Genomic DNA, 23,086 nt, shown 5'->3' with positions numbered 1-23,086 from the left:
CTTGAAAACAGATTACTTATTCTTCTTCAACTTCTCCACGTATGCGTCAATCGCAGCAACCGCTGTGATGTTTACGATGTCACGAACGGAACTCTCGAAGTCGGTAAAGTGGATTGGCTTGTTCAATCCCATCTGAATCGGACCAATGACTTCCGCCTCTGGGCTTAACGCCTGTAGGAGTTTGTAACCACTATTAGCCGATGACAAGTCGGGGAACACGAGTGTGTTGACATCCTTACCTTTTAGGCGTGTGAATGGGAATTTCTCGTCACGTAGCTCCTTGTTCAAAGCGAAGTTAACTTGCATCTCACCATCGATAGCGAGGTCTGGACACTCGGCTTGCAACTTCGCAACAGCCTCACGCACCTGCTCTGGAGAGCCTCCATTATCTGAGCCGAAGTTAGAGAATGAGAGCATTGCAATAGCTGGCTCGTCGTTGAAGAACTTAACGGAGTGGGCTGCCAAACGTGCCACATCAGTTAGGACATCACTATCTGGATGGCGGTTGATCAAGGTATCTGCAATGTAGAATACACCCTTCTTCGTATTCAGAATATGCATGGTTCCGAAGTGTTTATACTCGGGACGGATTCCGATAACTTCCTTTGCAACCTTAATCGTATTGCTGTATTTGGTGTATAGACCCGTAATAAACGCATCAGCATCACCATTTTCAACCATTGACATACCATAGTAATTGCGCTCATACATCTTATCGTATGCCTCCTCGAAGGTGTATCCCTCACGGGCACGCTTCTCGGCTAAATGCTTAGCGTAAGTGGCGCGGTGACCTTGCTCCTTATCGGCACGCATATCAATGATTTCTATGTCGCTGATGTCCAACTTCAGGCGATTTGCCACACGATTCAAGCGGTCTTGATTACCTAAAAGGATAGGTACGCAAATGCCTTCTTGCTTTGCTTGTACGGCTGCCTTCATCATGGTAGGGTGACCACCTTCGGCAAAGACAATGCGCTGTGGGTGCTGAGCGGCTGTTGCGTGGAGTGAGCGGGTGAGCTTTGTCTCTTGCCCTAACATCTGGCGCAGATGCTGCTTGTAAGCCTCAAAGTCCTTGATTGGCGTACGGGCTACGCCGCTATCCATGGCAGCCTTAGCTACGGCAGCACTTACCTCAGTAATTAGTCGTGGGTCGACTGGCTTCGGGATGAAATACTTAGGACCAAAGGTGAGGTCGTTTACATGATAAACCTCATTGACAACGTCTGGTACCGTTTGCTTAGCTAGGTCGGCAATAGCATGTACAGCCGCCATCTTCATCTCTTCGTTGATAGCCTTCGCGTGTACGTCCAATGCTCCACGGAAGATATAAGGGAAGCCAATCACATTGTTAATCTGGTTGGGATAATCTGATCGACCTGTTGACATGATTACGTCTGGGCGAGCTGCAATAGCGTCATCGTATGAAATCTCTGGTACTGGATTGGCTAATGCAAACACAATAGGTTTCTCGTTCATAGAACGAATCATATCCTGTGAGAGTATATTACCCTTTGATAGTCCAACGAATACATCAGCTCCGTTAATCGCCTCTTCTAAAGTGTGTACATCTCGACGATCAGTAGCAAATAACGCCTTTTGTGGGGTGAGGTTCTCACGATCTGAAGTGATGACCCCCTTAGAATCTAGCATTACGATATTCTCTTTCTTAACGCCCAATGCTACGTACATCTTCGTACATGAAATAGCTGCAGCACCAGCACCATTCACTACGAGTTTGATCTTGCTAATATCTTTACCAGCTACCTCTAGGGCGTTCTTCAAACCAGCAGCAGAGATAATTGCAGTACCGTGTTGGTCGTCGTGCATTACAGGGATATCTAGTGTACGCTTCAATCGCTCCTCGATAGCAAAGCACTCTGGTGCCTTAATGTCTTCGAGATTAATACCGCCAAAGGTTGGTGCTATCTTCTCTACAGCTTCGCAGAACTTATCTGGGTCTTGCTCGTTAACCTCTATATCGAAGACATCTACACCACCATATATCTTGAATAGTAAACCCTTTCCTTCCATAACTGGCTTACCACTCATTGCACCTATATTACCTAAACCAAGAACGGCAGTACCATTACTGATAACAGCTACTAGATTGCCTTTAGTAGTATATTTATACACGTCATCAGGGTTCTGCTGTATCTCTAAACAAGGATATGCTACACCTGGTGAATAAGCCAAACTTAAATCAGTCTGTGTGCTATAGGGCTTTGTTGGTTTAACTTCAATCTTTCCTGGACGACCGTTATGATGGTATTCCAAAGCGGCCTCTTTTGTTACCTTGACCATAATCTTATATAATTTTTTCTCGTGAATTATTTTATACGTAGCCACAAAGATAATAAAACTACCTAAAAAGCAGATACCATTCCCAAAGTTTTTTGTAATTTTGCAGAAAATTGAAACTATTAATGCAAAATACAAATAATGAGACTGTCTATCGACAGAAGCTAAAGGGGAAGATTCTTAAGGTTGCTGCTACATTATTCCATCAACATGGCATTAAGCAAGTTAAGATGGATGATATAGCCAGTGATTTAAAGATATCAAAGCGTACATTATATGAGATTTACGAGACAAAGGAGGACTTACTCTTTGAAGTTTTACAGCGTAGGGCAGATATAGAACGCCAACAGGTTATAGAGTTTGATAAGCCTGGTATGAACGTTATCAACATTATTCTTGAGGTCTATAGGGTGCGAACATCAGAGTTTATCACGATTAATCCTCTCTTCTTTGAAGACCTTCAGAAATATCCCAACCTATTAAGCTATGTGAGGAAATTGCATGAAAACAGAGAGGCTGAGATGGTGGACTTTATAGAAAGAGGTAAGAGAGAAGGCTATTTCCTAGAGAATGTAAACTATAATATAGTTCGTGATCTATCATTTGCTTCAGAGCAGTTTGTTATGAATAACTTCCTCTTCAAAAAATATGATATGAAGGAATTAAGTCGTATTATGATCATGTTGTTTGTTAGAGGTGTCTGCACAGATAAGGGTATTAAGCTATTGGATCAATACTTCTCTGAAAGCTAATACAGCCTTTACTAATAAAGATGTAGTAAGAATAACTTCCATTAAAAGATAATTTAGATGAAGACTAACACATATAAAACGCTACTATTAACATGCTTAGTAGTAGTCTTTCTCTTGTTACTTCATTTCCTACCAACATTCAAGATAGGGGATACAGAACTGAGAGAAATTGATATCTTAAGTGATTTATCACGGCAGAAGAAAGAGCTGAAAGATGTAATTCCTGCTCCTAAAACTCCTTCTACAACCCTTGCTTTGGAGAAGGATGGAAAAGTCATTAACTTTAAAGAGCAGTGGCCAAAAGGAACAGAACGTATCGTCGACTATTCTGAAGGTAAGCCAGGTGGTATGGAGCACTTCTATGAGCAATTAACAGCACTGAAGGAGAAGAAGAACTTAGGTCGTCCTGTTCGTATAGCTTACTTTGGCGACTCTTTTATAGAAGGAGATATTCTCTTGGCAGACCTTCGTGAGGAACTCCAGAAGTATTATGGTGGAGAAGGCGTTGGATGGTTAGATGCAGGTAATGACCTTAATCAATACAAGCATACAACAACTCAGAAGTTCACCGGACTAACAGAACATTTAGTGAAGAAGCCTGATTCTTATGATGTTCTTCAAGCAGGTATAGCGGAACGTTATTATCCTCTTTCTGGACGTGCAAACATTACCCTTGCTCCTTTCATGGCTCATGAATATCCAAGAACTGAAAAGTGGAGTACAACACAGCTTTATCTGCGTGCGAAGAATGGTGCTAGTGTAACTTTCCATATTGATGGAGGTAAGTCTACTACCGAACAGGTTTCGCCTTCTCCTAATGTTCAGATGGTAAGATTCAACGGAGCAACCTCTCATGCTTCTATAGATGTTTCAGGTACTAATGCAACTCTCTTTGCTACAGCACAAGAGGGCAATGGTGGTATAGTTCTTGATAACTTTAGTATGCGTGGTTCTAACGGACTATCCTTATCAAAACTACCAGAGACCACACTCCGTCAGTTTGCTCAAGTTCGTCCTTATGATCTCATTGTTTTCCAATTTGGAGCAAATGCTATCACTCCGGCATCTAAGGAAAGAGAGTTACAAACATATACCTCTAAGATGAAAAGTGTCATACAACTCTTCCATAAGTGCTTCCCAACAGCAAGTATACTTGTGATAGGTGCGCCAGATAGGGGCTCGAAGTCTTCACCTGATGGTACAATGGAGGGAGTTAAGATGCTTGTTGGTTACCAAGACCAAATGGCTTCAGAGTGTAAGGTTGGTTTCTATAGTCTCTATAAAGCAATGGGTGGTCCTGGCACGATGATGCGTCTTGTTGATGAGAAGAATATGGGTTCAAAGGACTATGTACATATTAATTTTAAGGGTGGTAAGTATGTTGCACCACGTATCTTCAAATCAATAGTTGCTGGTCAGAACAACTACGCAAGAAAGATGAAACTTATACAGAAATAATAATCCAAAGTATATTACCAGAATGATTCAAGATATATTATCCTATTTCGCATCACTAGATTTCAGCAAGATTGCTAACATCTTACTCTATAATCCCCACGAGCCTTTACTCTTCTCTTCTGGGGCTTTCTTGTTCATCTTCCTCTTCTTTATGCTTGTCTATTTCTGCTTGCGTAAGAAGGTCGATGCACGACTATTGTTTGTAACCCTCTTCTCTTACTATTTCTTTTATAAGAGTAGTGGTTTCTATTTCTTCCTACTTCTAATTGTCACTGTTAGCGACTTCTATATTGCACGACGGGTAGCACGTGGGAAGTATCCACGATTATGGTTAATTTTGAGTCTCCTCATTGATTTAGGTTTACTTGCATACTTCAAGTACACAAACTTCTTTGCTGGTCTTATCGCACAGATGATAGGAGGAAACTTTCAACCATGGGACATCTTCTTACCTGTCGGCATTAGCTTCTACACTTTCAAGACGATCTCTTATGTAGTTGATATCTATAGGAAGAAAGCACAACCCATGGAGTCATTGTTAGACTATGCCTTCTATGTAAGTTTCTTTCCAACGTTGTTGGCTGGACCAATTACACGTGCAACCGACTTTGGTCCACAGATTCGTAAGCCTTTACACATCTCTCCAGAGATGTTTGCACGTGGTGTATTCTTCATCATTATAGGTCTGTTCAAGAAAGCTGTTATTTCAGATTATATCTCACAAAACTTTGTAGATCGAATCTTCGATAACCCTACCTTATTCTCTGGTGGTGAGGTATTGTTGGGGCTTTATGGCTATACCATTCAAATCTACTGTGATTTTTCGGGCTATTCAGATATGGCTATAGGTATTGCCTTATTGATGGGTTATGAAATACCGATGAACTTTAATGCGCCGCTAACAGCTGATTCCATGACTGACTTCTGGCGTAGATGGCACATCTCTCTCTCGACATGGATTCGCGACTATGTTTATATATCTTTAGGGGGAAACCGAAGAGGAACATTCTTCATGTACATCAATCAAATGATCGCCATGACAGCTTGTGGTTTATGGCACGGGGCTTCCCTTAACTTCGTTCTATGGGGCGTTATCCATGGCGCGCTTGTTTGTCTACATAAGTTCTGGTCGCAAACTATAATGCGTCATGATCGGCACTATCACCCAGCGGGCATTCGTCGCTTCTTCTCTGTATTGATCACCTTCCACATTCTCTGTTTTACATGGATATTCTTCCGCTGTCGTGACTTTGAAAGTGCATGGATTATGATCAAGCAAATGTTTACGAAATTCAATCCATCTGTTCTCCCCGATGTCTTTGTAGCTTATAAGTATGTCTTTGCTCTAATGGCATTTGCATTGATTACCCATTTCTTGCCTAACTCTTGGCAAAATAATAGTGTGAAGCTCTTGCAAAAGGGTGGGGTTGTTCTTTCTGCTGTAGCTATCACCATCGTGATATTTATCATCATGCAGGTGAAGAGTTCAGACGTACAACCATTTATTTACTTCCAATTCTAAATAGTCTAACTGCTCTTTATGAAATCGTTTCAATTTCGTGAGGCAGTACAAGATTGTTGGATAACCTTGATGTGAATAAAAAGAGTTGGATGTTTGATAAAAAATAAGAGAATAAGAACTCATTTCCTCTCTTTCTCTATACATTAGTTGTATGTACCCAAATGCTCTCAATGAAAGTGTTTGGGCACTTTTATTGAGGGCTTAATTGATGTCTAACTAAAAGTCCATTTCACCTCTAACTTAAAGTACTATCGTCGTTTAACTTAAAGTACAAACCTACATTAACTTAAAGTCTATTTATTGTTTAAGTTAAAGTCTAACTGCTGTTTAAGTTATAGCATAATTCCTCATTTAAGATAGAGTAATGGCTGTGGTTACTCTATCATCAAATTATCGGTTCTTATGCTTTACATACCACTTATGAACGAAGAATGTATAATAGACAAGGCTGATAATAAGCATTGTCAAACTTACCCATAAAACCAATATGCGGTTACAATGAAGTAAGGCAAAAGAAATAACTAATCCGATACCTATTCCTGTCTCCCAAGCTAGTATAAACGTACTTTGACTTGTGCCACGTTGGCAGTGTCCTGCTAGCTTAATAAAGAAGAGTAAGAAACGACTACCTATGATACCAACACCAAAACCTGTAAGTATAGGTGCTATATAAGTTACACTTGATTGGTTCCTTGTGAGCATTAATAAGACCGCTCCTCCCATAAATAACAAACCTGTTGTGGCTTCACTACGAAGGTCGGCATTACTGAAGGCAAATCGTTCGGCTAATAGAGCAAGGATGAAGCCTAGCATTATAAAAGCATAGAACCTTGGGGTTTGCTCAATCGTTAACAACAAGCCCACGACAATGGTGATGAGGGTTGTGTTAATAAACAACCAATGACTACCCTTCAATAAGAATCTATCTAAGGAGAATCTGCATAGATCTTCATTAGGTAATCTAAATGGAAAACGTATAAAGCTAACAAGGATAAAGGATAGTGCTACACAGCAACATGATACCAATAGCACGGAACCAAAGTTCATAGAATGATAAACGATTAACCCTACTATCGGTCCTAATGCTAGTGCAAAACGTCCGAACCATGTTACTGCATGATTAGCCTCGGTGCGATGTACAGCCTCAACATTATCAATTACAAGTGTACTCAACAAGACTAGTTGTGATAAGCCATAGAACGAACCTTGTAAGAATCGTAAACCAACTAGAAAGATGTAGTCTATATTGATATTAGGCATTGTTGCCAAATAATAGAGTATGGCTGTCACTGCTAATAGCAATAGCGTTGATAGTAAGAACACCATCTTACGGCGATAACGTTGCACGAGATAAGCCGAACTATTGCCAAAGAGATACATTCCAACAAAGAAGATTCCTAATACCAACGCTATCTGTGGCATCGTATACCCATCACTCCTCAGTTGTATCGGTATAGCTGGAATCAACATATAGGATGACATAACCAACAGCAGGTTTGCTATTGTCAGTGTCCAAAAGTGCTTATCCCATAATCGTACGTGAATAGGGGTATTCTGTGTATCCATAATTCCTGCCTTTAATATCAACGAAGCCTTAACGCTTTGTGGTATCTTAATAGTGACTTAATAAGACTCTTCAATAGAAGGGAAAGTCTTCTCCTTTACACACTTAATATATTCTTGTACTCCTTCTGTCATGCACTTATTGACATCGGCAAAATGGCGTAAAAACTTAGGCTTGAAAACTTGTGTCATTCCAAGAGCATCTGCATATACAAGTACTTGACCATCCGTTTCATTACCTGCGCCAATACCAATAGTAGCTGCCTTTACCATTGAGGTTACCTTTGCTGCCAATGCTGATGGTACTTTCTCTAGTGTAATAGCACTAACACCTGCGGCATCTAACGCTAAGGCATCGTCAATGAGTTTCTGTGCCTCTGCGTCTTCTTTTGCACGAAGCCCATAACCACCAAACTTATGAATACTCTGTGGAGTTAAACCAAGGTGACCAATGACAGGAATACCAGCATCAACAATACCTTTGACAGTGTTAGCAATCTCTTGACCGCCTTCCATCTTTACTGCACCCGCACCAGTTTCCTTTATAATGCGTATAGCGTTGCGAATCCCCTCTTCACGGCTTACCTGATAAGAGCCAAATGGCATATCACAAACAACAAGGCAATGTTGGCAAGCCCTAACAACAGCACGTGCATGGTAAATCATCTGATCAATAGTAATAGGGGTTGTGTCCTGATTACCTGCCATTACATTAGAAGCTGAATCGCCAACAAGAATACTATCAATACCAGCAGCGTCGATTATCCCTGCCGTTGTGTAATCGTAAGCTGTCATCTGAGTTATCTTCTCACCTGCAGCCTTCATTTCTAATAGTGTCTTGGCAGTTACTTTCTTCTTATCTGTTGTTAAATATCCCATATATACCTTTTACCTTATTTTAAGTTTGTGTGTGCAAAGGTACTTGTTTTTAGTTATTTGGCAAAGTAAAACCAATATAATTGCTGATAACCTTATCCGTGTATTTCTTTATTTCATGTATAGGATTCGTTGTAGCTAAGCCAATCACACGAGCACCTGATGCTACACCGGAACGCAATCCATTAAAGCTATCTTCAAACACAACACATTCCTTGGATTGTACTCCAAAGCGTGCTGCTGCCTTTAAGTAACAATCTGGTGAAGGCTTGCTTTCTTCAAAGTCTTCAGATGTTAAGATTGCATCGAAATAGGATTGAAACTCTGGATGTTTACGATAAACATTTTGCATCTTCTCACGATTGGAACTTGTAACAACAGCTGTCTTTATCCCTTTCGACCTAAGAACTTTAACGAAAGTCTCAAAGCCGTCTACATAGTTGAAAGGCATACTCTGTTCAAACTCATTCAGCTTATTTGTTATTTCTTGTTGTTTCTTCTCCTCCCCAGCGAAATATTTATCATAGATTTGGACTAAGGTCTGCCCCTTAATGATATATTCAAAGTCGGCTATTTCAGGGCAATATTCCTTCTTCATTTCACTCCAAAACGAGGTATATAATGACTCTGTTTCAAAGACAACTCCATCTAAATCAAACAAACAAGCTTTTATCATTCTTTCTCCTTATTAATATTCTATACAATGCAAAGTTACGAAAACTTTTTGTAACTTTGCCTTCGCTAATTGATAATTAGGAAGGATACAGGCGCTGTTGATGAGTATTCTTCGTAGCATATAACAATACAACTAATGATTGATATTATAAAGAAATACTTCCCTAGTTTAACTACAGAACAGGAGGAGCAGTTTAATGCGCTTAATGCTTTGTATCATGAATGGAATGCGAAGATAAACGTTATCTCTCGTAAGGACATTGATAATCTCTATGAGCATCATGTTCTTCATTCTCTTGCAATAGCTAAGGTTATAAACTTTCGGGATGGTACTAATGTGTTAGACTTTGGAACAGGTGGTGGGTTTCCTGGTATTCCACTTGCTATACTCTTTCCTGAAGCTAATTTCAAACTCATTGATGGTACTGGCAAGAAGGTGCGTGTTGCACAAGAAGTAGCTACTGCGATAGGGCTTACTAACGTTCTTCCTGCACATCTAAGAGGGGAGGAAGAGAAAGGTAAGTTCGATTTTATTGTATCTCGTGCCGTCATGCCACTTCCTGATTTAATGAAGATTGTCAAAAAGAATATAGCTCGTGATCAGCATAATGTCTTGCCCAATGGTGTAATAGTTCTTAAAGGAGGAAACCTTGATGAAGAGTTGAAACCTTATAAGAATATTGTGGAGAAGACAGAGATATCACAATGGTTTGATGAGGAATGGTTTAAAGGGAAATATCTTATTTATGTACCGGGGTAGGTCATATCGGAACCTTATTCAAACGACTCTATCTTACAATAAACATCCAAAGAAATGCTAAGAATCCAGACTTTTGAGGTTAATCCTCTACATGAGAATTGTTATGTCATCAATGATGAAACAAAGGAATGTGTCATCATTGATTGCGGTGCGCTTACTGACACCGAACAGAATGCTGTCATTGCGTATATAAATGAGGAGGGCTTAAAACCTATTCATAATCTTGGTACACACGGACATTTAGATCATCATTTTGGCGATGCTGCAATTCTATCTGCATTTAACTTACAACCAGAGGTTGCAGAAGGGGACAAGGTGCTCATGCAGCACCCGAAAGAAGCTGCCTTGCAAATGTTAGGGATGGATTTGAATATAGACCTTCCTGCTGGTAATTTGAAACTTACCGAAAATGAGGATGTTAAGTTTGGTTCGCATACCTTTAAAATCATTCGAACACCTGGTCACTCACCTGGCTCTGTATCGTTCTATTGTGCAGAGGAGAATGTATTGTTTACTGGTGATACGCTCTTTAAAGGAAGTATAGGTCGAACGGACTTCCCTGGGGGAAGCATGTTTCAAATAATTAGTAGTCTGCGCGAACTTGCACAATTACCAGATAAGACGATTGTCTATCCGGGGCATGGACCACAAACTTCTATTGGGTTTGAACTTGCCCATAACCCATATATGGACAGATAATTAGCAGACGATTGAATGCAAAAGAAAAGTGTTACGCCAGAAAAGATTCTCTTAGGGATTGATCCAGGTACCAATGTCATGGGCTATGGAGTTTTACGTGTTCGTGGCAATAAGGCGGAACTCGTTGTTATGGGTGTAATAGATATGCGCAAAGAGAAAGATGTATATCTACGCTTAGGTAAGATATTTGATCGTGTTTCTGGTATTATAGCGGAGTACCTTCCTGACGAATTAGCTATTGAGGCTCCCTTCTTTGGCAAGAATGTACAATCAATGCTAAAGCTCGGGCGTGCTCAAGGTGTAGCGATTGCGGCCGCTATTCATCGTGACATACCAATACAAGAGTATGCTCCTTTAAAGATTAAAATGGCAATCACGGGCAATGGTTCTGCATCCAAGGAACAAGTTGCAGGTATGTTACAGAAACTCCTTCACCTACGTGATGATCAAATGCCACACTTTATGGATGCTACCGATGCTGTTGCTGCTGCTTATTGCCACTTTTTGCAAATGAGTCGCCCTATAACTGATGCCCAACACTACTCTTCTTGGAAGGACTTTGCTAGGAAGAATGCAGAGCGAATTAAATAGGTATTAGCACCCGATTGTTGGTGCTGTTTAAAGGTGGTTCATACTTTAAGTTAAACGAGGCTTGTACTTTAAGTTAAACGAGGCTTGTACTTTAAGTTAAAGGTCAATCGTACTTTAAGTTAAAGGTTGAATGTTGTTTTACTTTGTGTTTCATAGAGAGTGAAATGAGAGATGAAAGCTACTTTAAAGTATTGTGTTTTCCATTGAAATGAATAAATCGCAACGCACTTATAGTTATCTAAAAAAGTCACCATACTTTGCATTCTGAATATGCTGTAAGTAGGGTGACTTATGATTTTATACCTTTATCTTGATGTGATTGATATCAGATAAAGGATAAAGAAAAACTTTAATCGATGTTCTCAAGAACGGCTAAGAGATGATCCCAAACCATTTGAACGGTTGGAATAAGCAAACATTCATCTGGTGTGTGGACATATCGTAATGTTGGTCCAAAGCTAATCATATCAAGCTCTGGATACTTCTCTGAGAAAAGACCGCACTCTAGTCCTGCGTGGATACCGAGGACACGTGGCTCTTTCCCGAAGAGTTTCTTATACTGTTCAACGGCGACATTTACTAACTCGGAATTAGGATTCATTTTCCATGCAGGGTAACTGTCGTTTACAACAACTTCGGCTCCAGCTAATTCGAAGCAAGCACGAACAGTGTTCGTCATGTTCTCAAGGTTACTCATAACGTTAGAGCGTTGTGAACTAACGATGACGAGCTTGTCTTCTGAAGTCTGGATGCTAGCAACATTGCTTGATGTTTCCACCATATAGGCTAAAGCCTCATCTTGACAATTTGTCAATGAACCATTATCAAGAGCTTGAAGAGCAAGGATGGCATTGTGAGAAACCTGTTTAGGCATAACCAATGCCGCATCAGCACTTTGAAGTGACCATTCCATCGAGGTATCTGTTACGTGAAATTCATCTTCAACGTTCTTGCTAAAGATGTTCCAATCAGCCTTCACCTCATCCTTATGGTTTGCTGGGACAGCAAAGAGTATTTTACCATCACGAGGGATTGCATTATGCATCTTACCCGAGTTCCACTGACTCAAACGTAGATCCAATTTGTTTTGTTCCATATAGAGGAAACGTGCAAGAACCTTGATTGCATTCGCACGCTTCTTATTAATGTCATCACCAGAATGACCGCCGACTAACCCTTTCAAACTAGCTTCCATAAAGAAGTAGTCCTCTGGAGCTTGCTCACGATCAAAACTGAATGTAGCCGTTGTGCTATTTCCACCAGCACAGCTAACAAAGATCTGACCTTCGTCTTCAGAGTCTAAGTTGATAAGGTACTTCCCAGTCATGAAGTTAGCTTCTAAGCCGAAGGCACCTGTTAAACCAGTCTCCTCGTCGCGAGTAAAGAGGCACTCGATAGGTCCATGTTTAATGTCATCTGAGTCAAGAATAGCTAACTCTAGGGCAACACCAATACCATCGTCAGCACCTAAAGTAGTACCTTTTGCGTGCAACCATTCACCATCAACATAAGTTTGAATTGCATCTTTATGGAAGTCAAACTCAACGTCAACAAGTTTATCACAAACCATATCCATGTGACTCTGAAGAACAACAGTAGGCACATGCTCCATACCCTTCGTAGCAGCCTTAGAGATAAGTACATTCCCCGTCTTATCTACCTTAACATCGAGGTTACGGGCTTTCGCAAACTCTTGTAAATACTTAATCATTTGCTCTTCGTGCTTTGAAGGACGTGGTATCTGATTAATTTTCGCAAACTGCTCGAATACTCGAGCAGGTTTTAATTCTATATTCGCCATATTTAATAATATTTTATTTTGTTATCTTGCTCTTTTATATTACCTTTGCGCCGATAAACAATGCAAAGATAAAGAAAATGCTCGGAACATTATTATACTCATTGTTAATAATTGCTATTGCCATGTTGCTCTTAGGAGTGCGTGTTATGCTAAAGAAGAATGGGAGTTTCCAGTCACAACACATATCAGACAATGCCTACTTAAAGGAGAAAGGTATTAGATGTGTAATAGACCAAGACAAAGAAGCTCGTGCAAAGAACAAAGCTTATTAAAATAATCATTTAAACATACAATAATGAAGAAAACATTTTGTAGTATTGCAATGCTGGCAATGACAACATTCGCTTTTGTTGCGTGTAACAACCAGCCACAGAAGAACGATACAACAGAGACACAGTCAGGTACAACTGCAAGTGCATCAACCTCTGGGGCACAGAAGATTGCTTATGTAGAAATAGATTCTATCATGAGTCAATATACTTATTGGAAAGATGTAACTAAGATTATAAAGGCTAAAGAAGCTAACATTCAACGTACATTAGCTGGAAAGCAGAAGGCTATTCAAACTGCTGCTCTTAACTTCCAACAGAATGCCCAGGCTAATAAGTACACTCAGGCTCAGGCTCAACAGATTCAAGCAAGTATTCAGAAGCAAGCTCAGGATGCTGATGCTCTTCAACAGCGTTTGGGTGCTGAATATCAGAGTGAGGTTGCTAAGTACAATAAGGCTCTCTCTGATAGTGTTCACAATTACTTGAAAGAATACAATAAGGATAAGAAGTATGCTATTATCCTTGCAAAGAGCGGAGACAATATCCTATATGCTGATCCTGCTTACAACATTACAAACGAGGTTGTAAAAGGTATGAATCAAGCTTATAAGGGAATGGGTAAGTAATTGATAACTAAGAATCAATCGGGGTTTCTTGATTGTTACTTATTTATAATAGAATAGAAGTCAGTTGAAGAAGGTTTCAACTGACTTCTTTTATTATATTTAAAGTAGCCCAATACGATAACTCTACTATCTCAATAATCTTGATACAATTCAGTCTACAACCCTTTTACTAATTGTCCTTTAATATACTTCTGATTATAAAAGTAAGGAAAGAACGAATACTTATAGATTGGTGAGATAGTTTATTCCACGAATCATGATAGAAAGAGTGCCAATCAAAATAGCAACTTACAGGAGAAGGCTATGTTGATTGGCACTACCTTTATTTATAGCGTTTATTGTGCTTGACTAATATGAATAAAGTTTAATCATTCATAGAAAGAAGGAACTCCTCGTTATCCTTTGTGCGAGCCATACGATCATGAATAGAGTTCATAGCCTCGATAGGATTCATATCAGCAATGTACTTACGGAGGATCCACATTCTATCAAGTGTTGTGCGGTCTTGCAATAGGTCATCACGACGAGTGCTAGAAGCTACAAGGTTGACAGCTGGGAATATTCGCTTGTTGCTCAAACTGCGATCGAGTTGTAACTCCATGTTACCCGTACCCTTAAATTCTTCAAAGATAACCTCGTCCATCTTAGAACCAGTATCAATCAAAGCTGTTGCTATAATAGTCAACGATCCACCACCTTCTATATTACGTGCAGCACCAAAGAAACGCTTAGGTTTCTGCAATGCGTTTGCGTCGACACCACCAGTAAGAACCTTACCAGAAGCCGGTGCAACTGTATTGTAAGCACGTGCTAAACGTGTGATAGAATCGAGGAAAATTACCACATCATGCCCACACTCAACCATACGTTTCGCCTTCTCTAGAACAATACCAGCAATCTTCACATGACGTTCTGCTGGTTCATCGAAAGTTGAGGCAATCACTTCCGCATTAACTGTTCGTGCCATATCGGTAACCTCTTCAGGACGTTCGTCTATTAATAGCATCATCAGGTAAGCCTCAGGATGATTTGCTGCAATAGCATTAGCAATGTCCTTCATCAAGATAGTTTTACCAGTCTTTGGCTGTGCAACAATCAGTGCACGCTGTCCCTTACCAATAGGGGAGAAGAGGTCAACTATACGTGTAGAGAGATTGGTAGTTTTTGGATCATTACAGAGAGAGAACTTCTCTTCTGGGAATAATGGTGTAAGGTGCTCAAATGGAATACGATCACGTACCTCAGCTGGTTTTCTACCATTGATCATCTCAATACTTGTCAATGGGAAGTATTTCTCTCCTGCGCGTGGGGGACGAACAAAGCATTCAACGACATCACCTGTCTTTAAACCATATTGTTTAATCTGATTGTTTGAGACATAAACATCATCTGGAGAAGAAAGGTAATTATAATCACTTGAACGTAAGAAGCCATAACCATCGGGCATAACTTCTAATACTCCATTTGCCTTGATAATGTTAGTGAAGTCATAAGCCTCCTCATTACTAACCACTGGTGCATCATACATTGCAGGTGTTGAAGGCGTCTGAGTTGGCATAGTAGGCTGGTCAAACATATCGTAGTTTGGTACCGCACCTTGATCCTCAATAGGGAGGTCAACTATAGGTATAAAGTCCGTTCCATCACCTGGATCACCAGCCCAAACCCCTTCAGGTACTACTTCTGTATTATTGTGTGCATTGACCTTTTCTTGTAAACGAGCTAAGAGCTCCTCCTTATTCTCGGCATCCTCTTTAACTGGCATGCTTGAGAAATGGTCTTCAGGAATAAAATTATCTTCCATAGCTTCTGGTATAGTTTCTTCAACTACAGGTTCAGTCTCCTCCTGACTTTTTGCTTCCATCTTCTTAGCCTCTTCTTTGGCTTTGAGTGCTGCTTCTGCGGCAGCGATAGCTTCGAGTTCAGCTTTAGACTTTCTACCTCTATGCTTAGGCATTGAGGCTAGAATCTCCTCTGGTGTTTTCTCGGTTTCACTTGCTTTCTTAGGTGCTACTTCCTCTTTAAAGAGTGAAGGTTGTGCTTCTCCTGTAGGCTTATTCTTCTTAACATCGAAGTTCTCCCCTTCATCGCCATGCACGGAATATACCCTGTCGGTATCCTTCCGCGTTATTCTTGTGCGCTTCCGCTTTGACTCCGATGGTCGTGCAGTACTAAGCTCTTCAGCCTGACGGTCAAGAATAGCATAAACCAACTTATCCTTGTCGTCGCCTGGATTATATACTGCACCAGACTTCTGAGCAATAGTTTCAAGCTCAGAAACATCTTTCTCTAATAGTTCTTCTTTGCTTAACATATATAATATATGTAGGAAATTATATCTTTGATTTGTTGTGTTTCTTAAAGAGAAACATCAGTAATGTGTCTTTTTTGTGCTTGCAAAGGTATAATAATTATTTGACTCCTACAAGAAAAGACATCATTTTTTGCCTTAGTCCTCAATGAAAATTATAAAAAGGGTAGAAATCAAACCTTATTGATTCTCAGCTCTTACACTGATATAAGTAAAGAGGAAGCTCTAACTTAAAGTACGATTGATGTTTAACTTAAAGTATAATTGATGTTTAACTTAAAGTACGTTAGGCGTTTAACTTAAAGTACAAGTGTCGTTTAACTTAGCGTATAAAAGGCTTTGAATCTGACAAGAAAAAAGGCTATAATCTCTAGTTGATTATAGCCTAATTACTATTTCTATGGTTGCCCTATCAATTACTGGATAGTTGTTTTATTGATAAGACTTTTAGATATTAACTTTTAAGTCCTTATTGATGCTGTTCACGCAGTAAATCGTTTACTGTTTTAACGGGGTTGAAAGTGATAAGTGGAACTTCAACGAAGATAGTATTCCAGTCGCTCATGGCTCCATTCCAAAGTCCAGGCAACTCTAAAGCTTTCAGTTCACGTCCGTTCTTAGACTTGGAACTAATGAATCCCGTTGACTTATCAACATGCTTTGTTAAATCAAATGGCTCGCCTTTATAGTTCTTGATGGCACAAACAATATCCACAGGATTGAAGTGCGTTCCATCGGTAAACATCTTCACATAATCCTTATTGCTCTTATCAATCTGTGAGCTTTCAAGAATCTGCAAACTAATTGTCCCATCATGGTTATAAGCTAAGAAAGGTCCACCACCTGGTTCTCCCACGTTCTTAACCATTCCACATACACGCATCGGTCGGTTCAACTTATCATAGAGATATTGTGCAAGTGCATTGTCGTCTAATGTCTTTGCTTCAGAACTCTCACAGAATAAATTATGCTGTAAGAAACTTAGTATTTCCTCTAGCTCTGTACGTGTATAACAGCCCTTATCCAACAGGTGTAAGTATTCGAATGTTTGTTTCTGTAGTTCCACGAGTTTTCCTGCAATTACCATCTTCCAATCGATAGTTTCTTTCTTCAATCGATCAGGAACAACATTGTCAATGTTCTTGATGAAAACAATATCAGCCTCGAGGTCGTTTAAGTTCTCTATCAATGCGCCATGCCCGCCCGGACGGAAGAGCAAAGAACCATCATCGTTGCGGAAAGGACTGTTGTCTGGATTTACAGCTATCGTGTCTGTACTAGGTTTCTGTTCCGAATAAGAGACATTCAGTTTAACATCGTATTTAGCTTCATATTGTGCTATCTTCTCTGTTACCTTTTGTTTAAAGAGTTCCAGATGTTCATGCGAGATCGTGAAGTGTACGTATGCTTGCTTGTTACTAGCAGCATAAAGTGCAGCCTCCACTAAGTGTTCCTCAATCGGCGTGCGTACGCCATCGTCATACTTGTGGAAAGAGAGTAGACCTTTGGGGAGTTGCCCATAGTTTAAACCTCTTATATTTAATAAGGTGTCAACGATCAACTTATAGTCCCCATCTTTCATTAATTCATCTACGCTCTTCCCTTCATTCTGCTCACATTTCTGATTCAACTCATTGAAGAAAGCAAAATCATGTATATTGTCAAAGAACTCCCTTTCGAAGTCATTTGTAGGCTTCTGGTTTACACCATTAAGGAAAGCAAACAGATCTTTAAACATACGACTAGCAGCTCCAGAAGCAGGTACAAACTTCACAACTCTATGATCTCCACTTTGATAAGTCTTCCAGCTATTACATACCTTCTCTTGCTCTTCACCACTCATCAAAACGATACCTTTGGTTGGTGTTGCAGCAGCTTCTAATTTTAAATAGGGGAATCCTAATTTAAACTCTTCAAGCTGTCTATTGATTTGTTCTTCACTTATTCCTTTACTAGTAATCTGTCTTAGGTCAGTTGGGTTCATCATATTCGATAAAGTTTTAAAAAGATTGTTTTGTAATTGCAAAAATAACGAATTAATTTGTAAACAAGCAAGTAATTACTAGTTTTATTCCTTTAAGTGTCATTTTTCTTGTACCTTTGTCTGCGAACTATAATGGGTATGCTTATGGAGGATAAATTCATTTACACGGAAGAAGAGAGACTCTTATCCGACCAATTACTAGAAGAATTGAAGGGACTTCTTGAGCCATTATTTGCAGAAAGTGACCTTCCAAAGTTGCGTAAACATCTTGATGAATCTGTTATTAATAATGAGATTCAGCGCAATGTATTTGGTTTGAACCCGATACTTTGCTCTATACAAACAGCCATTATTGCCGTAAGGGACATTGGACTTAAACGTGACTCTGTCATTGCCATTCTACTTTATCAAAGTGTGCAGGATGATAATCTGTCATTAGAAGATGTAAATAAACTTTTTGGTGAAGGGGTTTCTAGAATCATTCATGGTTTAATTCATATACAGACTCTTTATCAAAGAACACCAATCATAGAGAGTGAGAATTTCCGCAATCTCTTGCTATCCTTTGCCGAGGATATGCGTGTAATTCTAATCATGATTGCCGACCGAGTTAACCTCATGCGTCAGATACGAGACGTTGAGAATACGGAGGCAAGGCAGAAGGTGTCAGAAGAGGCAAGTTATCTATATGCCCCATTAGCACATAAGCTAGGACTCTATCAGCTAAAGAGCGAGCTAGAGGACTTATCTTTAAAGTACTTAGAGCATGATGCTTACTATCTGATCAAAGATAAACTTAATGCTACTAAGACGGCTCGTGATGCTTACATTAGTCGGTTCATTACGCCTGTCAGCGAACATCTGAAAGCAGCAGGATTGAAGTTCCATATAAAGGGTCGTACAAAGTCTATTCACTCCATCTGGCAAAAGATGAAGAAACAGAAATGTGGCTTTGAGGGTATCTATGATCTCTTTGCTATTCGCATTATCCTCGACTCACCAGAAGACAAAGAGAAGATGCAATGTTGGCAGGCTTATTCAATAGTCACCGACATGTATCAGCCTAATCCAAAGCGATTAAGAGATTGGCTTTCAGTACCAAAGTCAAATGGCTATGAGTGTTTGCACATCACAGTGCTAGGTCCAGAGAAGAAGTGGGTTGAAGTACAAATACGTACCGAGCGTATGGATGAGATTGCCGAACATGGTTTAGCAGCTCACTGGCGTTATAAAGGTGTAAAGGCGGAGGGCGGTATGGATGACTGGCTAGCCTCTATACGTTCAGCCCTTGAAGCAGGAGATAATTTAGAAGTCATGGATCAGTTTAAATCTGATCTTTATGACAAAGAGATATATGTCTTTACACCGAAAGGTGACTTATTGAAGTTCCCTAAGGGTGCAACGGTGCTCGACTTCGCTTATCACATTCATTCACGTGTGGGTAACCAGTGCGTTGGAGGAAAGATTAATGGTAAGAACGTGTCCTTCCGTACGGAACTCCATAGTGGTGATATGGTAGAGATTCTTACTTCGTCTACACAGAAACCACGACAAGAGTGGTTGAAGGTCTGCAAGTCATCACGTGCTAAATCCAAGATTCGTCTTGCGTTGAAAGAAACACAAGCTAACGATAAACTCTATGCAAAGGAGTTGCTGGAACGTCGATTCAAGAACAAGAAGATAGATGTGGATGAAGCCTCAATGGGGCACCTTATTCGTAAGCTCGGGTTTAAGGAAGGTTCTGAATTTTACCAACAAATAGCTGATGGTAAATTAGATCCTAACTATGTCATTGATGAATATCAGAAGATATATAATCATCTTCATAACCTTAACCAACCACGTGAGGCAGAGAGTGCAAAGAACTTTGAGTATGAGAACCCAACGCCAGACATTCTGAAGAAGAATGATGACGTTTTAGTTATTGATAAAAACCTCAAAGGGTTAGACTTCTCTCTTGCTAAGTGTTGCCATCCCATCTATGGTGACTCAGTCTTTGGATTCGTGACAGTTAATGGCGGTATTAAGATTCATCGTTGCGATTGCCCCAATGCACCAGAAATGCGTAAACGCTTCGGCTATCGTGTTGTGAAAGCTCGATGGAGTGGGAAGGGAACGTCACAATACGCTATCACCTTACGAATCATAGGTAATGATGACATAGGTATTGTAAGTAACATTACGAATGTTATCTCAAAAGATGAGAAAGTCGTTATGCGTTCAATCAATATTGATTCACATGACGGATTGTTCTCTGGCAACCTAATTGTTATGCTAGACGATAACTCTAAGCTGAACATTCTGATGAAGAAGTTACGTACGATAAAAGGTGTGAAGGAAGTCGTTAGAATATAAATAAGGTAAGGCTTCCTTTAGATACAGAAGAGACTTTCCTCCCTGCGAGGGAAATCTCTTCTTCGTTATAGTATATCGAAGAACTATCAATCAGTTTCTTTTCCTGTTATGGCATGGTATTTGTAATTTAGTCGGCGTGAATATAAAATTATAATAAATATAACTATGCAAAAAGGAAATATTGGGGTTACGACAGAGAACATCTTCCCCGTTATCAAAAAGTTCTTATACTCAGATCATGACATCTTCTTACGTGAGATGGTCTCTAATGCTGTAGATGCAACGCAGAAGTTGAAGACACTTGCAGCAACAGGCGACTTTAAGGGCGAGTTGGGCGATTTGACCGTTCGTATCACCTTGGACGAGAAAGCAGGAACACTAACCATCAGTGACCGTGGTATTGGTATGACTGCAGAAGAGATTGAGAAATATATTAACCAGATAGCCTTCTCTGGTGTAAACGACTTCTTGGAGAAGTATCAAGATAAGGCAGAAGCCATCATTGGTCACTTCGGACTTGGTTTCTATTCTTCATTCATGGTAGCTAAGAAAGTAGAAATCATTACTAAGAGCTATCGTGAGGGTAGTAAGGCTGTAAAGTGGAGTTGCGATGGCAGTCCAGAATATACACTTGAGGACGCAGATAAGGCGGACAGAGGAAGTGATATTGTTCTCTACATCGATGATGATTGCAAAGAGTTCTTGCAGAAGTCTAAGATTGAGGAGTTGCTGAATAAGTATTGCAAGTTCATGGCTGTTCCTGTTGCCTTTGGTAAGAAAACAGAGTGGAAGGATGGTAAGAGTGTTGAGACTGATGAGGATAACATTATTAACGATGTGGAACCATTGTGGGTTAAAGCTCCATCAAGCCTAAAGGATGAGGACTATAAGAAGTTCTATCAGACGCTCTTCCCAATGAACGATGAACCATTGTTCTGGATTCACTTAAACGTTGATTATCCATTCAATCTCACGGGTATTCTTTACTTCCCACGCATTAAGAATAACATTGAGTTACAGCGTAACAAGATTCAACTTTATTGCAATCAAGTCTTCGTTACTGATCAGGTGGAAGGAATAGTACCAGAGTTCTTGACATTGTTACATGGTGTGATTGATTCTCCAGACATTCCTTTGAACGTCAGTCGTAGTTACCTACAGAGCGACTCTAACGTTAAGAAGATTGCGTCTTACATTACCAAGAAGGTAGCAGACAGATTGCAAAGCATTTTCAAGGAAGACCGTAAGGAATATGAGAAGAAATGGGACGACTTGAAGCTCTTTATAAACTATGGTATGTTGTCAGAGGCTGATTTCTATGATCGTGCAAAAGACTTTGCGCTCATCAAAGATACAGAAGGCAAATACTTTACGTTAGATGAGTACAAGACTCTCGTAAAAGATAATCAGACAGACAAAGAAGGAGTGCTTGTCAATCTTTATACAACTAATAAAGAAGAGCAGTACACCTATATCGAGGCTGCAAAACAAAAGGGATATAGCATTATTGACGCAAGTGGACAGCTAGATGTACCAATGTTGTCAATGCTCGAACAGAAACTAGAGAAGACACGCTACGTTCGTGTAGACTCTGATATTATTGATAGAATCATTCAGAAGGAAGATGCACCTAAGAATAATTTGTCAGAAGAAGAGACTGACAATCTGTCAGAGACTTTCCGTTCGCAGATGCCTAAGATACAAAAGGCTGAGTTCAATATTGAGGTGCAGGCTCTGGGTGAGAGTTTCCAACCGGTGCTCATTACACAGAACGAGTATATGCGCCGTATGAAGGAGATGAGTCAGTTCCAGCAAGGGATGGGCTTTTATGCACAAATGCCAGATGCTTATAACTTTGTTTTGAATGCCGATCATCCACTTATTAAGAGAGTATTGAATGAGGTAACAGAAGGTACAACCAAGGAGTTAGAGCCTATCTCTAGTGAGTTGAAGGGACAGAAGGCTCGACTTGCAGCTTTACAACAGTCTCAGAGCAAGAAGAAGGCTGAAGAATTGACACAGGAGGAGAAGGACGATGTACAGAATACGCAAAAGTCTATCTCTGAATTGCAAGATAAGAAGAAGACCGTTATTGAGGCTTGTGCAAAAGATAATGAGGTTGTTCATCAACTCATTGATTTAGCATTGCTTCAGAATGGTATGCTTCAGGGAGCTGCATTAGACAAGTTCTTGAAGCGTTCTGTTAGCCTTATTAAATAAGGTGAATCAATAGAAGAATATTAGAGGGTGTGTCAAAATGCAAATTAATAACTTGACAACTTTCAAACTATAAGTAGGTTTTCCTAAAAGCAAAGAAAAGACCATTTCTTTACTCAAAATCGAGTATAGAAATGGTCATTTTTTATTGGATTGTTTTAAGCTGTAAGATTATCAAAATGGTATTTCTATTTTGACATACCCTCTTGGGGGTGAGGTTTTTTTTCTTCTTTTCCTTGCCCATTCAATTTATTCTTCTTACCTTTGCCGCCGTGAAACGATTAGCAATGACATATCAAGTGAACGAAGTACTGCAAAGAATTATT

17 protein-coding genes are annotated in these 23,086 nt (G+C 39.9%); 10 read left to right on the top strand and 7 right to left on the bottom strand.

Annotated elements, in window-relative coordinates:
- Positions 1-12: 12 nt before the first annotated feature.
- On the bottom strand, positions 13-2,301 hold the full coding sequence (locus O3603_RS05085) for an NADP-dependent malic enzyme (RefSeq protein WP_273539522.1): 2,289 nt from the start codon (positions 2,299-2,301) through the stop codon (positions 13-15).
- A 122-nt stretch (positions 2,302-2,423) separates the two neighbouring features.
- Between O3603_RS05085 and O3603_RS05080 the strand changes: the two genes are divergently transcribed.
- From O3603_RS05080 to O3603_RS05070, 3 genes are read left to right on the top strand one after another with little or no spacing between them, the layout of a single operon-like run.
- A complete protein-coding gene (locus O3603_RS05080) occupies positions 2,424-3,050 on the top strand; it encodes a TetR/AcrR family transcriptional regulator (RefSeq protein ID WP_371521212.1) in 627 nt (208 codons plus the stop codon).
- 57 nt (positions 3,051-3,107) lie between these two features.
- A complete protein-coding gene (locus O3603_RS05075) occupies positions 3,108-4,508 on the top strand; it encodes a hypothetical protein (RefSeq protein ID WP_371521209.1) in 1,401 nt (466 codons plus the stop codon).
- Between the two features lie 22 nt (positions 4,509-4,530).
- Positions 4,531-6,030 (top strand): MBOAT family protein, encoded by a 1,500-nt coding sequence (locus O3603_RS05070; protein WP_371521206.1) that lies wholly within the window; start codon positions 4,531-4,533, stop codon positions 6,028-6,030.
- Positions 6,031-6,420: 390 nt separating this feature from the next.
- On the opposite strand, the gene O3603_RS05065 is transcribed toward O3603_RS05070, so the two are convergent.
- The 3 genes from O3603_RS05065 to O3603_RS05055 are packed head-to-tail and all read right to left on the bottom strand — an operon-like array spanning position 6,421 to position 9,145.
- Complete coding sequence (locus O3603_RS05065; RefSeq protein ID WP_371521203.1) at positions 6,421-7,596, bottom strand: MFS transporter; 1,176 nt, start codon at positions 7,594-7,596, stop codon at positions 6,421-6,423.
- A 57-nt stretch (positions 7,597-7,653) separates the two neighbouring features.
- On the bottom strand, positions 7,654-8,472 hold the full coding sequence (gene panB / locus O3603_RS05060) for a 3-methyl-2-oxobutanoate hydroxymethyltransferase (RefSeq protein ID WP_371521201.1): 819 nt from the start codon (positions 8,470-8,472) through the stop codon (positions 7,654-7,656).
- Positions 8,473-8,521: 49 nt separating this feature from the next.
- A complete protein-coding gene (locus O3603_RS05055) occupies positions 8,522-9,145 on the bottom strand; it encodes an HAD family hydrolase (RefSeq protein ID WP_371521198.1) in 624 nt (207 codons plus the stop codon).
- Between the two features lie 135 nt (positions 9,146-9,280).
- Between O3603_RS05055 and rsmG the strand changes: the two genes are divergently transcribed.
- From rsmG to ruvC, 3 genes are read left to right on the top strand one after another with little or no spacing between them, the layout of a single operon-like run.
- Entirely contained in the window at positions 9,281-9,904 is a 624-nt protein-coding gene (gene rsmG, locus O3603_RS05050) for a 16S rRNA (guanine(527)-N(7))-methyltransferase RsmG (RefSeq protein WP_371521196.1), read from the top strand.
- 54 nt (positions 9,905-9,958) lie between these two features.
- On the top strand, positions 9,959-10,603 hold the full coding sequence (locus tag O3603_RS05045) for an MBL fold metallo-hydrolase (protein WP_371521193.1): 645 nt from the start codon (positions 9,959-9,961) through the stop codon (positions 10,601-10,603).
- A gap of 15 nt (positions 10,604-10,618) precedes the next feature.
- Entirely contained in the window at positions 10,619-11,194 is a 576-nt protein-coding gene (gene ruvC / locus O3603_RS05040) for a crossover junction endodeoxyribonuclease RuvC (protein ID WP_009434230.1), read from the top strand.
- A 349-nt stretch (positions 11,195-11,543) separates the two neighbouring features.
- Here the strand turns inward: ruvC and O3603_RS05035 are convergent, their stop codons facing one another.
- Positions 11,544-12,995 (bottom strand): aminoacyl-histidine dipeptidase, encoded by a 1,452-nt coding sequence (locus tag O3603_RS05035; protein WP_371521189.1) that lies wholly within the window; start codon positions 12,993-12,995, stop codon positions 11,544-11,546.
- A gap of 77 nt (positions 12,996-13,072) precedes the next feature.
- Here O3603_RS05035 and O3603_RS05030 point away from each other — a divergent pair, with 77 nt between their 5' ends.
- A complete protein-coding gene (locus tag O3603_RS05030; protein ID WP_009434048.1) occupies positions 13,073-13,267 on the top strand; it encodes a hypothetical protein in 195 nt (64 codons plus the stop codon).
- A 23-nt stretch (positions 13,268-13,290) separates the two neighbouring features.
- Positions 13,291-13,893 carry an OmpH family outer membrane protein gene (locus O3603_RS05025; RefSeq protein ID WP_155715972.1) on the top strand — a complete coding sequence of 201 codons (603 nt, stop codon included), beginning with the start codon at positions 13,291-13,293 and terminating at the stop codon, positions 13,891-13,893.
- Between the two features lie 364 nt (positions 13,894-14,257).
- On the opposite strand, the gene rho is transcribed toward O3603_RS05025, so the two are convergent.
- Together rho and O3603_RS05015 are read right to left on the bottom strand one after the other, a co-directional pair.
- Positions 14,258-16,207 carry a transcription termination factor Rho gene (gene rho, locus O3603_RS05020; protein WP_314572532.1) on the bottom strand — a complete coding sequence of 650 codons (1,950 nt, stop codon included), beginning with the start codon at positions 16,205-16,207 and terminating at the stop codon, positions 14,258-14,260.
- Positions 16,208-16,673: 466 nt separating this feature from the next.
- Positions 16,674-18,191 carry a DUF4301 family protein gene (locus O3603_RS05015; protein WP_314572533.1) on the bottom strand — a complete coding sequence of 506 codons (1,518 nt, stop codon included), beginning with the start codon at positions 18,189-18,191 and terminating at the stop codon, positions 16,674-16,676.
- Between the two features lie 141 nt (positions 18,192-18,332).
- Here O3603_RS05015 and O3603_RS05010 point away from each other — a divergent pair, with 141 nt between their 5' ends.
- Together O3603_RS05010 and htpG are read left to right on the top strand one after the other, a co-directional pair.
- Positions 18,333-20,543, top strand: coding sequence for a bifunctional (p)ppGpp synthetase/guanosine-3',5'-bis(diphosphate) 3'-pyrophosphohydrolase (locus O3603_RS05010; RefSeq protein WP_371521184.1), 2,211 nt, complete (start codon positions 18,333-18,335; stop codon positions 20,541-20,543).
- A 165-nt stretch (positions 20,544-20,708) separates the two neighbouring features.
- On the top strand, positions 20,709-22,763 hold the full coding sequence (htpG, locus tag O3603_RS05005; protein ID WP_371521181.1) for a molecular chaperone HtpG: 2,055 nt from the start codon (positions 20,709-20,711) through the stop codon (positions 22,761-22,763).
- Positions 22,764-23,086 lie beyond the last annotated feature (323 nt).

The organism is Prevotella sp. 20925_1_30 (assembly GCF_041433025.1).
In the GTDB taxonomy this organism is placed as follows: domain Bacteria; phylum Bacteroidota; class Bacteroidia; order Bacteroidales; family Bacteroidaceae; genus Prevotella; species Prevotella vespertina.
This window is presented reverse-complemented; position numbering and strand designations above follow the sequence as displayed.

Bases quoted from the DNA above. Each gene is read 5' to 3' on its own strand.
- O3603_RS05035 (WP_371521189.1), bottom strand. From the start codon at position 12,995: ATGGCGAATATAGAATTAAAACCTGCTCGAGTATTCGAGCAGTTTGCG.
- O3603_RS05085 (WP_273539522.1), bottom strand. From the start codon at position 2,301: ATGGTCAAGGTAACAAAAGAGGCCGCTTTGGAATACCATCATAACGGT.
- rho (WP_314572532.1), bottom strand. From the start codon at position 16,207: ATGTTAAGCAAAGAAGAACTATTAGAGAAAGATGTTTCTGAGCTTGAA.
- O3603_RS05045 (WP_371521193.1), top strand. From the start codon at position 9,959: ATGCTAAGAATCCAGACTTTTGAGGTTAATCCTCTACATGAGAATTGT.
- O3603_RS05070 (WP_371521206.1), top strand. From the start codon at position 4,531: ATGATTCAAGATATATTATCCTATTTCGCATCACTAGATTTCAGCAAG.
- O3603_RS05030 (WP_009434048.1), top strand. From the start codon at position 13,073: ATGCTCGGAACATTATTATACTCATTGTTAATAATTGCTATTGCCATG.
- O3603_RS05075 (WP_371521209.1), top strand. From the start codon at position 3,108: ATGAAGACTAACACATATAAAACGCTACTATTAACATGCTTAGTAGTA.
- panB (WP_371521201.1), bottom strand. From the start codon at position 8,472: ATGGGATATTTAACAACAGATAAGAAGAAAGTAACTGCCAAGACACTA.
- O3603_RS05065 (WP_371521203.1), bottom strand. From the start codon at position 7,596: ATGGATACACAGAATACCCCTATTCACGTACGATTATGGGATAAGCAC.
- O3603_RS05080 (WP_371521212.1), top strand. From the start codon at position 2,424: ATGCAAAATACAAATAATGAGACTGTCTATCGACAGAAGCTAAAGGGG.
- ruvC (WP_009434230.1), top strand. From the start codon at position 10,619: ATGCAAAAGAAAAGTGTTACGCCAGAAAAGATTCTCTTAGGGATTGAT.
- O3603_RS05015 (WP_314572533.1), bottom strand. From the start codon at position 18,191: ATGATGAACCCAACTGACCTAAGACAGATTACTAGTAAAGGAATAAGT.
- htpG (WP_371521181.1), top strand. From the start codon at position 20,709: ATGCAAAAAGGAAATATTGGGGTTACGACAGAGAACATCTTCCCCGTT.
- rsmG (WP_371521196.1), top strand. From the start codon at position 9,281: ATGATTGATATTATAAAGAAATACTTCCCTAGTTTAACTACAGAACAG.
- O3603_RS05025 (WP_155715972.1), top strand. From the start codon at position 13,291: ATGAAGAAAACATTTTGTAGTATTGCAATGCTGGCAATGACAACATTC.
- O3603_RS05010 (WP_371521184.1), top strand. From the start codon at position 18,333: ATGGAGGATAAATTCATTTACACGGAAGAAGAGAGACTCTTATCCGAC.
- O3603_RS05055 (WP_371521198.1), bottom strand. From the start codon at position 9,145: ATGATAAAAGCTTGTTTGTTTGATTTAGATGGAGTTGTCTTTGAAACA.